This is a genomic window from Spiroplasma endosymbiont of Villa modesta, from assembly GCF_964030925.1.
Classification (GTDB): domain Bacteria; phylum Bacillota_I; class Bacilli_A; order Mycoplasmatales; family VBWQ01; genus Spiroplasma_E.
Genome location: NZ_OZ034992.1, coordinates 18,411 through 31,605, shown reverse-complemented (window position 1 = coordinate 31,605; position 13,195 = coordinate 18,411). Strand labels below are relative to the sequence as shown.

At 21.8% G+C, this 13,195-nt stretch carries 13 protein-coding genes; all 13 read right to left on the bottom strand.

The annotated features are described in order from the left end of the window. Nucleotides 1-3: 3 nt before the first annotated feature. The 13 genes from AAHM89_RS00140 to hpt all read right to left on the bottom strand — a co-directional run bounded on the left by AAHM89_RS00140 (nt 4) and on the right by hpt (nt 13,155). Complete coding sequence (locus AAHM89_RS00140) at nt 4-477, bottom strand: 23S rRNA (pseudouridine(1915)-N(3))-methyltransferase RlmH (protein ID WP_342266566.1); 474 nt, start codon at nt 475-477, stop codon at nt 4-6. Next, complete coding sequence (locus AAHM89_RS00135) at nt 477-1,289, bottom strand: hypothetical protein (RefSeq protein WP_342266565.1); 813 nt, start codon at nt 1,287-1,289, stop codon at nt 477-479. Before AAHM89_RS00135 ends, AAHM89_RS00140 begins: the two co-directional genes overlap by 1 nt. 450 nt (nt 1,290-1,739) lie before the next feature. Beyond that, complete coding sequence (locus tag AAHM89_RS00130) at nt 1,740-1,895, bottom strand: ankyrin repeat domain-containing protein (RefSeq protein WP_342266564.1); 156 nt, start codon at nt 1,893-1,895, stop codon at nt 1,740-1,742. A gap of 196 nt (nt 1,896-2,091) precedes the next feature. Continuing rightward, nucleotides 2,092-2,499 carry a transposase family protein gene (locus AAHM89_RS00125; RefSeq protein ID WP_342266563.1) on the bottom strand — a complete coding sequence of 136 codons (408 nt, stop codon included), beginning with the start codon at nt 2,497-2,499 and terminating at the stop codon, nt 2,092-2,094. A gap of 7 nt (nt 2,500-2,506) precedes the next feature. After that, nucleotides 2,507-2,719 (bottom strand): hypothetical protein, encoded by a 213-nt coding sequence (locus tag AAHM89_RS00120; RefSeq protein WP_342266562.1) that lies wholly within the window; start codon nt 2,717-2,719, stop codon nt 2,507-2,509. Then, nucleotides 2,680-2,943 carry a hypothetical protein gene (locus AAHM89_RS00115; RefSeq protein ID WP_342266373.1) on the bottom strand — a complete coding sequence of 88 codons (264 nt, stop codon included), beginning with the start codon at nt 2,941-2,943 and terminating at the stop codon, nt 2,680-2,682. Before AAHM89_RS00115 ends, AAHM89_RS00120 begins: the two co-directional genes overlap by 40 nt. Before the next feature lie 235 nt (nt 2,944-3,178). Next, nucleotides 3,179-5,413 carry a hypothetical protein gene (locus AAHM89_RS00110; protein ID WP_342266561.1) on the bottom strand — a complete coding sequence of 745 codons (2,235 nt, stop codon included), beginning with the start codon at nt 5,411-5,413 and terminating at the stop codon, nt 3,179-3,181. 222 nt (nt 5,414-5,635) lie between these two features. Continuing rightward, a complete protein-coding gene (locus AAHM89_RS00105; RefSeq protein ID WP_339039223.1) occupies nt 5,636-7,255 on the bottom strand; it encodes a lysine--tRNA ligase in 1,620 nt (539 codons plus the stop codon). A gap of 240 nt (nt 7,256-7,495) precedes the next feature. Beyond that, a complete protein-coding gene (locus AAHM89_RS12750) occupies nt 7,496-7,768 on the bottom strand; it encodes a GNAT family N-acetyltransferase (protein ID WP_425289654.1) in 273 nt (90 codons plus the stop codon). Then, nucleotides 7,686-8,024, bottom strand: coding sequence for a GNAT family N-acetyltransferase (locus AAHM89_RS00100; protein WP_342266560.1), 339 nt, complete (start codon nt 8,022-8,024; stop codon nt 7,686-7,688). Before AAHM89_RS00100 ends, AAHM89_RS12750 begins: the two co-directional genes overlap by 83 nt. A 65-nt stretch (nt 8,025-8,089) precedes the next feature. Then, nucleotides 8,090-9,109, bottom strand: a complete 1,020-nt coding sequence (locus AAHM89_RS00095) for an ABC transporter ATP-binding protein (protein WP_342266559.1) — start codon at nt 9,107-9,109, stop codon at nt 8,090-8,092. Between the two features lie 96 nt (nt 9,110-9,205). Then, on the bottom strand, nt 9,206-12,439 hold the full coding sequence (locus tag AAHM89_RS00090; RefSeq protein ID WP_342266558.1) for an ABC transporter permease: 3,234 nt from the start codon (nt 12,437-12,439) through the stop codon (nt 9,206-9,208). A 137-nt stretch (nt 12,440-12,576) separates the two neighbouring features. Then, entirely contained in the window at nt 12,577-13,155 is a 579-nt protein-coding gene (gene hpt, locus AAHM89_RS00085; protein ID WP_338958485.1) for a hypoxanthine phosphoribosyltransferase, read from the bottom strand. Between the last annotated feature and the right edge of the window lie 40 nt (nt 13,156-13,195).

Genomic DNA, 13,195 nt, shown 5'->3' with positions numbered 1-13,195 from the left:
CTACTACTTATGATAACTTTGATTATTAAGTATTTGTAATGAACGATATATTTGTTCTAATAAAACAACATAACATAATTGATGAGGTAATGTTATTTTACCAAAGGAAATTTTAATTAAATTAATATTGTCTTTTAATATTTGTGCTACACCATTACTACCGCCAATAATAAAACCAATTTTACCTTGTTGATAAATTTGATTTTTATTAATCATCTGTGATAATTGTTCACTACTTATTAATTGTCCTGATAAATCTAATAAAAATCATTGATAATCATTATTCTTTGATATGTATTCGGTGATTTTATTGATTTCAATTTTAATATTATTAGGAATTGAATTTAATTTAGATTCGATAATATTTTTTGTTTCAATATTAGTTCACTTTTTAATTCGTTCTAAATAATCTTTGGCGGCTGATTTTCAATATGTCTGTGACAACTGGCCAATACAAACAATTTTAATATTTATCATTATAATTCTGAAAAAGCCATGTTATTTATTCTTTCATGAACCACTTTATCTGGGTTACGAAAATCAACATCACCCAAAGCTTTATCAATAGTATTTGGATTAATAACAACTATTTCTTTTTTATTTTTATCAACTCATAAACTAAAAATTACATCAATTTGAATATTAAAATCAATTTTAAAAGTCTTGTTCATTTTTGAATCTTTCATTATAAAGAATAAATGAATTCAACCTTTTTTAATAATGGTTTTATTTTTATCATCTTTAAAGTCAGTAATTTTTGGTGAAACAATACTAGTTTTAGCAACTTTTGAAGGGTTTTCTGCTTCTGTTGCTGTTTCATATGTAACATATCAATAACCATAATATTGCTGTTTAGATATATCATTATCAGTTAAACCAAAAACTAAAAGACTTCCATTTGCATCTTTACAACTAAATGGTTCATTCATTACTTTATCTGGATCATTATTAATATTATAATTAATACTCTCATAATTACCTGATTTATATTGGTCACTATTATAAAAATCCCTAGCAGCATCTGTAACTTCTAATGCATTACGATCAATTTTAATTTTGTCTGCTGCTAGTTGCATAAATGCAGTAAGTGGTTTGTATAAAAGTTTAGTATCATATTGATAGTATTTATTATAAACATAATCAACTAACGGATCACCTTCTTTGTTTGATGGCTCGTTTTCAAAATTTGCTTGAATTTTTAAACCATCTCCAGTACCACAAGCCACAATAGTACTCACAGAAGAAGAAAGTAAACTAAGTGTTGAAAATAAAGTGATTAATTTACGCATTTGATTGTTATTCTCCTTAAACTAAATAATAATTAAATATTCACTAAGAATTGTAACTTATTTTTTTATAAAAAGCAAAAGGAAATTCATATAGGTAAAAATACATTTTTTAAAATTAAAATATTAATGTTTATTTTAATATTTTAATAAAAATTATTATTATCATAAAAGGAATTAAATTTTTATCGTTGATAATTGCTTTTGCCAATCTATTTCATCTTTAAAATAATCAGACTTATTAATTTTTTGTTGAAATTTCATTGCTTCTTCATATGTTGGTAATTTGTCTTTATTTTCTTTTAATATACTTTCATATGTTGATAATTTATCTTCATTTTGTTCTAAAATTTCTTCATCTAAAATATCGTTAGTTTTTGCATTAAAAAAAATTAAAGACTTCCAAATGATTATTTCAAACGACTAACATTAAAGCATTATGTCCATATTCATTTACTTGATAAAGATTTCATTATTATCTATTAAATACTTAACCATCTCTAAATCATTATCTTTGATAGCTAACATTAAAATAGTGAAACCATCTTTAATTACATAATTTATACTAACACCATTCCTAACTAATAATTTAACTTTTTCTAAGGACATATTCCGTAATTAAATTTAATTAATTGTCAATAAAATTGTTTTAAAACTATTTAGTGTTATTGAATATAGAAATAAATATTTTTTGAAAAAATAGTTTAAAAAATGAGTTTACATTTTAAACAAAAAATTGTTAATAATATTTTTATATTAACTCGATAACAATTTAAATTTTAAAAAAATATTTTTAATATTTTTTTTATTTTAATGGTTTTATTTTATTAAAAATTTCACAAAGTAAGTTAAATCTTAAGTACATAAGTCTAAATTTAGATTTTCTACATTTATTTACTAAAATTTTGAATCTTTTCAATCAAGCAAAGACATGTTCAACTTTAATTCTAATTTTAGATACAATCTTATTGTATTTTCTTTCTTGTTTAGTTAATTTTTTATTTTTAGTTCTTTTAATTGGTATTATTGTATTTTTATAAATATTTTGTATACCTTGATATCCTAAATCATCAATAATTATTGTTTTTTTTGAAAATTCAAGATTTGAATTTTTTAATATTTGAAAATCATGCACTTTACCATTATCAGCAAAAATATCAACAATTTTTTTATTAAAAAAATCATATACAATTTGAAATTTTATAGAATACATTCAACTTTTACCAGAAAAATATTCTAACTGTAGTTTTTTTAGTTGGTCTTTCAATTTCAATCTCAGTTGAATCAATTAAATAAAATTGAAATTCATTTAAATTTTCTTGTTTTTTATCAATTTTTAATTTATATCTTTCTTTTAAAAATTGGTAATCTTTGTGGTTACTAAGTTTATTTTCTACTCAAGTAATATTTCGAAAACAACTTGATGGACTCATTTTAGATTTAATACTCATTTGAAAAAAGTATAATATTCTTTTCAGTATAATAAAGTCATCATTAATCTTTCTTCTACTGAAAGTTTATTTTTTCGACCTTTATTTTTTTCTAATTTTTCTATTTCAATTAATTTTTCTAACATTTCATTAAAATGAAAACGTTTTATACCAAAATATCTATAAAATTCTTCATTTTTTAATTTTTTTAAATTTTCAAAAATCATTTTTATCAACACTTTTCTAAATTTATTGTTAATAACAAAATTATAAAATAAATTTTAAAATTATTAATTGACTTTTAAAAAATTTAATTATGGAATATGTCTTAAGTTATTATTCATAATGACTTGTATTATTTTTTCATTTTTCTTATTAATAAATATTCTTTTTTTTCTAATGTACTTTTTTTCTCTTTCTATAAATTAAACTTGATACAATAATAAATTTAATCTTATTAGTTTAAATTGTATTTAATATTTCTGCTTTTGTTTCCAAAGGTAATTGAGATTCTATTAAGTCCATATTCTCTCATTTTTGTTTGTTTGCATTTTTTGATTCTTCTGATAAAGGTTGCTGTAACTCTAGAATTTCAGTACTTATTAATTTTCATACTTCATTTAAAGATGTTAATTTTATTTCTTCTTCATTTAATTTATTTTTAATTTTTTGTTCTTCTTTTTTTGAATTTTTTTTATTTAAACTATTTTTTAAATTATCACAATTTTCAGTAGTTTTTTTAATTTCCACTGCAAAAAAATCTCTAATATTTTCCGATGTTGTAGATAAATCTTTTACTTCATCTTCATGTAATTCCTTTATTGAAATTATTTTTTTTTCTAAATCATTTATTTGAAATTCTAGTTTTTCAATGGTTTTATTTTGTTCCTCAATTTTTTGATCTTGTCAACTAGGCTTCTCATTTTCTTCATTTATTTCGGTTTGGATTTCAATACTTACTAATTTTGATTGATTAATTGTTCTTAAATACTCCTGAATTTTTTCCTTTTTTTCTCTAATTGCATTTTCTATTATTTCTTTTTCTTTTAATTTAAAATTAATTTCTAAAGTTGTGAAATCATTTTTAAATTCATTTTCTATTTTTTTATTTTCTTCTCTTATGTTTTCTAAATTATTTTGAATGTTAAAATTTTCATTAATTTTTTTAATACTATCAGCATTTTGTTCTCAATAATTTTCAATAATCTTAATAAATTCCATATTTTCTAATTTATTAACTTCTTTTAAGAAATTAATAAATATTTTTTGATCTTTACTAATATTTTTAATTCATTTTTCTTTTATTTTTTTAAGTTCAAACATCATCGTATGTTTATTTTGCTTAAAAAAATCCTCAATTTTATTAATTTTATCCTCAATTTTATTAATTTTTTTATCGTTAATACTTAACTCAGTATCATGTCTTGTAATATTATATTGTAACTCCGCAATATAATCATTCTTTTTCTTAATATCACTATTCTTTTTTTTAATCACTACATCTATTTCTTTTAAATATTGTTTTTTTCCTTTTTTATCATCTGAAATATTTGGAATAAATATTTGATTTTCAATATTATTTTTATTTTCTTCTAAATCTTGCAAGTAAGTAATTTTTTTAATTTTTATATTTTTCTTTCGTTTTTCTAAATTTTCAATTTGTTTTCTTTTTTCTGCTATATCTTTCTCATGTATTCTAATTTGTTCTTTTTTTTCTTCTAATTCATTTTTAAATAATTCTATACTTTCTTTCACTTTATCTTTAGTTTTAATAATTTCTTCTTGTTCACTTATTAATTCTTTTTCTCGATCATTATATTTTTCAAATATATCATTGTATATTCTTTCTTCATTTTTAATAATTTTTTTAATATATCGGTTAAATATGTCATCTATTAATTCAAAGAAAAATACAAAATTTTTATCAAATTTACTTTTTAAATCTTTACCTTCATTTAAAATTAATTTATATTCATCTCCACTTTTCATTCTAAATGCTCAAAAAGATAAAATTAATTGAGTCATAACTTCTTCTTTAAAAAGGTTTTCAAAAATTTTCTCTTTTTTATTTTCTAATTCTTCATTTTTTTGATATAGCCTACGAATTTCTTTATCAATTTTTATTTTTAATTCTCGTGTTTTTTTTAAAAACTCTTTTTTATTTTCAAAAATGTTTAAATTTATTGTTTTTAAAAAAATAATATCATTACTTATTGTTTCACTTAAAAAATTAAAAAGATTAAAATAATCTGTGATTTCAGTAAACTCAGTACTATTTTGGCTAACTTTATTAATTTTATTTTGTTCAATTAATGTTTTATTTTTCTCCAAGGATAATAATTTTTCATTTTGTTCTTTAATTTTACTATCAAGTTCTATTAAAAAATAATCTAATTGTCTAATTAATTTTAAATTTTCTTTTTTTTCTCAAAAATAAGAAAAGAAATTATATTTTAAATCATTTCTTAATTCTTTAATTAATTTATCTAAATCAGTTTTTTTATTTTCTTTTAATTGAGTTAATGGTGCTGATGTACTTGGGTTTTCAAAATCAGTATCTTCTGAATTAGAAAAAAAATTATCTTTTTCATTGTATTCTTTAAAAAAATTCTTAAAAGTTTCAACAACTTCGTCTAAATTTTCATCAGTTAAAGGATAATTTCTAAATTTTTTTATTAATTCATTAAATCAAGGCATAAATCTTATTCTCCTAAATTTTATTTATAAAATAAAAAAACCAATTGTTTTTAAATAAAACAATGGGTTTGAAAACTTATATTTTTCAATCTTTTGTGTTAATAACAATAAAACGCTCCTTATTCTAAAGAACTATCTTGATTATAACTAATTAATTTATCTTTTTTTAAAAAAAGATAAATTACTATTATATGTTTATATAATAAAAATTTATCACAAAAATTATTTTTCAGTTCTGGGTTTCATATGTGGAAATAATAATACATCTTTAATACTATTTTGACCAGTTATTAACATAACCAAACGATCAATACCAATGCCCAATCCACCTGTTGGTGGCATACCATACTCTAATGCTTCAACAAAGTCTAAATCCATAGTTGCTGCTTCATCATTACCACTATTTTTTTCTTTCACTTGCTCTTCAAAACGATTATATTGTTGCAAAGAATCATTTAGTTCCGAATAAGCATTTGCATATTCTCTACCAGCAATAAATAATTCAAAACGATCAGTAAACTCTTTACTATTTTTATTTAATTTAGCAAGTGGTGAAATTTCAATTGGATAATCAAAAATAAAAGTAGGTTGAATTAAAGTTTCTTCAACAAAAGATTCAAAAAATAAATTAATAATATGACCAGTACTATTATAATGATCTGGAATATGAAGTTTATAATTTTTTGCAAGTTTTAATATAAGTTTAAATGTTTTATTTTTTTCAATATTTCTAATATTATCATCTTCAATATTATGATATTTTAAAATCATATCACTAATTTCTTGGAAAATTTTAGTAAACTCTTCATCTTTGATCATAGCTTTTTTAATTGAATCAATCATACTAATTTTTTTTCATGACTTTTCAAAATTTAATATATTTTCATCATATTCTAATGTTAATTTATTATGCACTATATTAATTAAATGTTTTATACAAGACTCTGTTAAATCCATCATATATTTCATATCTTGATAGGCAACATAAATTTCAATAGTTGTAAATTCTGGATTATGTTTTTTACTCATACCTTCATTACGAAATAATCTACCAATTTCATAAACTTTTTCAAAACCACCAACTATTAATCTTTTTAAATGTAATTCAGTAGCAATTCGTAAATATAAATCGGTTTTTAATGTATTATGATGAGTAATAAAAGGTTTAGCGGCAGCACCACCATATACTTCTTGTAAAATAGGTGTTTCAACTTCTAAATAACCTTTATTATTTAAAAAACTTCTTAATTCATTAATAATTTGTGTACGTTGTAAAAATGTTTTTTTAGTTTCTTGATTCATAATTAAATCTACATATCTTCGTCGATAACGTTCTTCAATATCTGTTAAACCATGAAATTTATCTGGTAAAGGTCTAAGTGCTTTTGATAACATTACAATATCATAGACTTGAACTGTTAGTTCTCCTTTATTGGTTTTCATAACCTTACCTTTAATACCAAAAAAATCGCCTAAATCTGCATATTCTGCAAATCATTCAAATTTTTTTTGATTAACATATTCTGGTTTTAAATAAATTTGAAATTTACCTGTTTGATCTTGCAAATGAGCAAAGATTGAACCCTTTCCCATTTCTCTTTTTGTCATTAATCTACCTGCCATTTTAATTTGATCATTAGGTAAATTAGCAACAAATTTTGCTAACTCTTCTTTATTTTTATTTCTAAATTCGCTATTTAAAGTTTCACAATTATAATTTCTTTCTCAATTACGCCCATAAATATCATAATTTTGCTTATATAAATCTTGTATTTTTTGATATCTTAATGCTTCTTGCTCTGTCAAAATACGTCCATTAATTTCAAGTTTAGTTTCTTTCATTGTTTTCATCCTTTGTATTTAAAATAAGTATTTAAAATAAAAAAATTAAATTAAATAAGATTGTTTAGGTTTATACATAATGATATCAATTTTCAATACCAAATTCTACTGTCAACAATTAATTTTAAATTTTATAATAAAACCCTTATATTTATAATAAGGATTAAAGTTTAATTTAAATATTTCTACTAATAGATATCTATAAAAATTAGAGATAATTTATTAAACATTTTTTACTTTCTAAATATTAATTTTGTATAAAACATGTTTTGATAAAATATCACTTTTATTTATTTTTGGATGATAAAATTCTTTTATTTTTTTCATACCTATTCGTTTCATTACATTTTCTGATTTAATATTTAATATACTAGTAAAACTATAAATTTCAGTTAATTTTAAATTGTTTTTTGCATATTTTAAACATTCTTTAGCTGTTTCTGTTGCTATTCCTTGACCTCAAACACTTTTTTTTAAAACGCCAACCAATTTCAATACATGGTCTAAAATCATCAATAAAATCAACTTCGCTAAAGCCAATAAAACCAATAAATTTATTGTCTTTTTTAAATTCAACAGCATAAAAACCAAATCCATTATTATTTAAATTATTTTTAATTTTCGAAAAATATTTTTCTGTATCATCTTTTGATAATGTACTAGGAAAATATTTCATGACATCTTTATCAGAATTTAATAAAACAAGTTCATCTAAATCACTATCTTTTCACTGTCTAATTTTTAATCTAGGGATTTCAAAAAATATCATATTTTTACTCCTTTGTTATGATATTTTTTCTATTAACAATTTGTTAGTTTATTTAATTAATAATATTAACTTCAATTTATTTCACTTGGTTTCATTGGTTTTTCATTATTCTTTACACTAATAATTTTACCATTTTTAACGTTAATAACAGTATTTGCAACATATTGGAAGTTAGGATTATGAGTAACCATAATAATTGATGTTTTATATTTTCGATTAACATCCAATAAAATCTCTAACACCTTACGCCCCATTTCCTCATCAAGTGCTCCTGTTGGCTCATCACAAAATAAAATTGTCGGATTTTTTGCTAGTGCTCTACCAATCGATACTCTTTGTTGTTGTCCACCTGATAATTGACTTGGAAACTTATTCATATGTTCATCCATTTCAATAACTTGAAAAATATCATCAATACTCATATTTTTATTTTTATTTTTAGCAAGATTTTCACCAACTTCAGCATTTTCACGAGCAGTTAAGTTAGTTAATAAATTGTATTGTTGAAAAATAAAACCAACATTATCTCGTCTAAATTTAGTTAAATGACTATCTTTTAATAAAGATAAATTGTATCCGGCCACAAAAACATCACCAGTATTAGGTTTATCCAATCCCGAAATAATATTTAATAATGTTGTCTTACCACTTCCCGATGGTCCTAAGATAACAACAAAATCACCTAATTTAATTTTTAAATTAACTCCTTTTAATACTTCATATTCTAAGTCTCCAGTTAAGTAAGATTTTTTAACATCAAACAATTCAATAACATTAGTTTGAGTATCAGGAGTATTATTAGTCATTGATATAATTTTACCTGCTAAAATTTCTTTTGAATGAGTTTTTGTTAATTTTTTAATTGCTTTTTGATTATCTTTAAAAGCTTGCAATTTAGCTTTATTAGCTTCTATTTCTTCCTTTGATTCTGGTTTATCATGAGATTTATGAGTTACTGGTGGTATTGTACCTTCGGTTTTAGATACTGACTTCTTTGTAAAACTAGATTCTAACTTATTTTTAGTTACTTGTTTACTTCCAATGTCTTTATCATCTTTTTTAATTTCCTTATTATCTTTTTTCATAATCATTTCTCCTTTTTAATTCCATGCTTTTATAAATAACACACTCATTTTATCAATTACTTTATCTTATTTATATAGAAATGCTTAAAAAATATTTTAACTTCCTTGTAATAAAGCTGTTACTGGTTTGTATTTAATTAAATATAACCCAACAACATAGCCAATAACCATTATTAAAAATACCATTCCAAAACAAGATAAAATTGTAACTAGATTAGCAGCCACATTAAAAACAACGCCTGCTTTAGTTGCAATAATTAAAGTAATAATATTTCACACAACATAAGAAATAATAGTACCTAAAATAAGAGCAACCAATAAAGCAATAATATAGGAGCCAATAATCAATCTGTTAATTTCATTTACACGATAACCCAAAGATTTCATCATTGCAATAATTAATAAATTATTTTCTAAAATTATATTAACAATAATTACCAATACAAAAGCTACAGCAAATAATGTTAAAATTTTTGTAATATTTATAATTGTTCTAATTCCATCAAATATTTCAACTAATAATCTTTTAACTAAATCATTAATAAAAGGTATTTTATTAATAGGTTCTAAATTTTTTGCTAATATTTGTTCTTTAGTATATTCTGCAGATGGTTGCAAAATATTTATATAATTTAATGGAAAAATATTGCTCTCTTTAGATAATCAATGATTAAAAGAATCTGATATTGGTTTTGGATCTTCTGACGGGGAAGGTTTTATTAATCCAATAGATGTTCGTAAATCATCAAGATTAATATAAACATTCGAATTGTCTAAATTATTTTCAATAATTCCTTTAACTTGATAAATTACTGGAATTGTATAATTATATCAACTTGCTAACATTAAAAAGTGATCATCAATTTTATAATCATTTAAAATTGATAATGTTTTTGAAATAACTGCTGGTAAAATATAAGCTGTAGTTGTTATATTTTGTCCTTGATTATCAGTATAAGTAACTTTTTGTGCTTGTAAATTATGAGAATTATTAAAAATAGGATCAATATTACGATTTTTTGCTTCTTTAAAGTTAAATCAATTTTTTCAAACTAAATCTTGATATGGATCACTATAAAGTCCTGTTGCTTTAATTTTTTTTGCGAGCATGCGGCCTTGATTATGTCCTTTTCATTCATTAGGAGGTCTTAAATTTATTTCAATAGTTGGATAATACTTATTATTATAAATATTTAAACCTAAACTAATACCAGGCAACGGGTTTATTTCTGGATTAATACCTGTATTTGTTGAAATATAATTAAATATTTGATGAATATTTTGACAAATAATTTCCATTAATGGTTCAGGTAGTATCTTTTTTGGATTAATAAAATCTTCACAATCAGATTTAGTCTTAGTTTTTTGATAAAGGATATTAATTTCTTCGCTATTCATAAAATAATCTTTAAAATTATTATTAATAATAACACTTTCAATTTTTTTAGCTTTACTATCATTATCAATATGAAAATCATCAGCTACTCATTGATGATATTTATTAGTACCGGTTTCTTTATCTTTCCCAATATCTTTTTCTGAAACTCAATCAAAAACCTGCTTATCAATACTTAAATTAGAATCATTAGTATATGTATACATTGATGAAGTTGATGTATTTCATTTAACATCTTTATTGTAATATCCATATAAATTGTTTATTTTATTATCAAATAAATCAGTAGCTGAACTTTGAAATAGTAATAAAAAACTAACAAAAATAAAAGTAAAAAATACTAAAAATAGTTTTCCAACCGATTTTAGAGTGAAAGCAATTGCTAAACGTTGTTTAAATGGTCAATAACGAAAGGGGTATTTTAAAACTGAAATTAGTTTAGAACTTGAATTACTTGGTCTATCATAAATTAATAATAATGGACTAACGCGTAATTTTGTTTCCGATTGCATATAACTAATTACTATAAAAATAATAGGAATAATTATTAAACTTACAATAAATACTATCCAACTAAAAAATAGTATTGGTAATGGCATAAAAAACCCAATGTTATTTAACGAATTAAATCATATTTGTAATCCTAGACCAATACCTAAACCAATAATACTAGAAATGAATGTTATCAAAAATATTAAAATTACAAAACTAATAGCAATTTGAAAATTACTATAACCAAGGGCTTTTAATAATCCTATCTGTGGTTTTTGTAAATCAATTTCTTTTCTAACATATGACATAATGATAAAAATAATAACTAATAATACTACAAGAGTAATTGCTGTAAACATTATATTTTCCATTTTAAAACTCTCTAAAATTTGCCCTGAACGAATATCTTCACTATCACTGCTAATATTTGAACCAAAACTAAAACTAAAAGTTTTAATTAAAAGTTCTTCTAACTTACTAACAAAATAACTATCGTTATTGTTAACTTTTAATAAAAATATATTATTTAAATTAGTTCTAAATATAGAATCTTTTATTAAATTATTAAACCATTGATTTGACATATAAACAGGACTTGTATTTTCAGATGTCGGATTAGGATTTGTTGCAGTACGACTACCAGTAATTCCCCAATAAGCATAGCCAAAACCAACAACTTTTAACTTTTCAACTTTATCAATAACTGTTATATAATCATTTATTTTAATATTATTAATACGTGCAAATTCAGGATTGATCACTACTTCTAATGGATTAATAGGTTTAATACCTTCGGAAATATAAACTTCATTAATATTATTTCTTTTTGGAGCAAAATCAAAAGTTTCACTTTTTTCTGAAGTATAAAATCCATTTTCTAATGAATAATAAATTTTTTTAAGAGAAATAACGTTTTCATAATCAAAAGTTTTAAAAAATGATTTAGCAAGTTCATAATGTTGCAAATTATAAATTTCATCATTTTTAACTTCGTTTTCTAAAATATCATTAAATAATATTCCTTGATAACTTAATCCTCAGTTTAACAAATAATTTTCAAAATCTTTATTAATATCTACTCCTGCAGGAAGGGTAGGAAAACTATTATTTCTAAGATTATTTTCTTTAATTTCATCTATCTGTTTATAAATTTCTGCTTTTTGTTGATAATCATAATCTTTAAATTGTTTTTTGATAATTGCTTGGATTCTTGATGTTGCAGTAGCAGTATCTTTATAATTATTTAATAATTGTAAATTAATACGATAGTCATATTTACCACTATTGTTTAATACTGTATAAAAACCTGATTCAGCTCTTGATGCTGTACTATAAAGCGCAGAAAGAGTAGAAATTACAATAACTAATAGTATTATAATACCTAAATATTGTAATAATCTTTTCTTGATTCCTCTTAAAACATTAACAAAAAGATTGCTCATTATAACTCCAATATTCTTATACAACTTAAAAAATGCTAATAGTATAATTTTATCATAATAAAATAATGCTAATTATATTTGAACTATATTAAAAAATAAAAATTTTAATATTATTATTAACTTCTAAACTTATTTACTTAACTACTTTTTTTACATTTTTCTAAAATTGCAATTTTATTAAGGTCAGCAATACCAACATAAGGTAAGTTTCTCAATTTTTCATCGTAATCAAGACCATATCCCACTAAAAAATGATCAGGAACTTCAAAACCATATCAATCAGCTTCAATTTTAGCAATTCTTTTAGATTTCTTATCTAATAGAGTAATTATTTTTACCGATTTTGCTCCAAGTTCTTGCAAATGATCACGAATTTTAAATAACGAATTACCTGAATCAATAATATCTTCAACAATTAATAAATCACGACCCTTAACATTATTAATAACATCCATTCTTATTTTTGGTTTATTTACCGCCTTTGTTTGCCCTAAATATGACTCTACATACATAAAATCAACCAAACAATCAATTTTAAGATTTAACATAAATTGTGATAAAAAAGGTAAACATCCTCTTAATATCCCTACTAAAATAATGGGCTCTTTATTATCTTTATAATAACTATTAACTGATTTTGCAAGTTCAATAATTTTATTATTAATTACATCAGTACTTAATAATATTTTTTCTACTAATTCATGTTTTTCTAACATTGTTTTTCTCCTTATTACTTTTTATATTATATTTACCAAA